Origin of the sequence: Mesorhizobium sp. M7A.F.Ca.CA.004.04.2.1, assembly GCF_004022825.1 — a bacterium.
Lineage (GTDB): Bacteria > Pseudomonadota > Alphaproteobacteria > Rhizobiales > Rhizobiaceae > Mesorhizobium.
The window spans coordinates 1-602 of sequence record NZ_RZPH01001681.1; the positions used below are offsets into that span (position 1 = coordinate 1).

1 pseudogene is annotated in these 602 nt (G+C 65.4%); it reads right to left on the reverse strand.

Features of this window, described 5'->3' with window-relative positions:
• Positions 1-59 precede the first annotated feature (59 nt).
• Positions 60-602: pseudogene (locus EN893_RS36950) on the reverse strand (phosphoserine aminotransferase); the annotation flags it as partial.

The window sequence follows — 602 nt, forward strand, 5'->3', positions numbered from 1 at the left end:
CCTTGAAATGGATTTGATCCTGATGGGAATGGGCGACCCGAAGGCCGCCGCGAATGATCTCAGGCCGCCGCTTTGAGCGACGCCTTCTGCGCGGCGAAGGCCCAGTCGAGCCAGGGCAGCAGCGCCTCGAGATCCGACGTCTCGACCGTCGCGCCGCACCAGATGCGCAGGCCGGGCGGTGCGTCGCGATAGGCACCGATATCGTAGGCGACGCCTTCCTTGTCGAGCACCGACACCAGCCCCTTGGCGAAAGCCGCCTGCCCCTCGGCGTCGAGCGCGGACACGTCCGGGTCGGTGAAGGACAGGCAGACGGACGTGTTCGACCGTGTCGCCGGCTGGACGGCGAGATGACCGAGCCAGGAGGATTTGCCGACAAAGCGATCGAGGACGGCCGTATTGGCATCCGCCCTGGCGATCAGCGCGTCGAGACCGCCGGTCGACTTCGCCCAGTTGAGCGCATCGAGGTAATCCTCGACGCACAGCATCGAGGGGGTGTTGATGGTCTCGCCCTTGAAGATGCCTTCGATCAGCTTGCCGCCCGAGGTCAGGCGGAAGATTTTCGGCAGCGGCCATGAAGGCTTGTAGGTCTCCAGCCGCTCGAC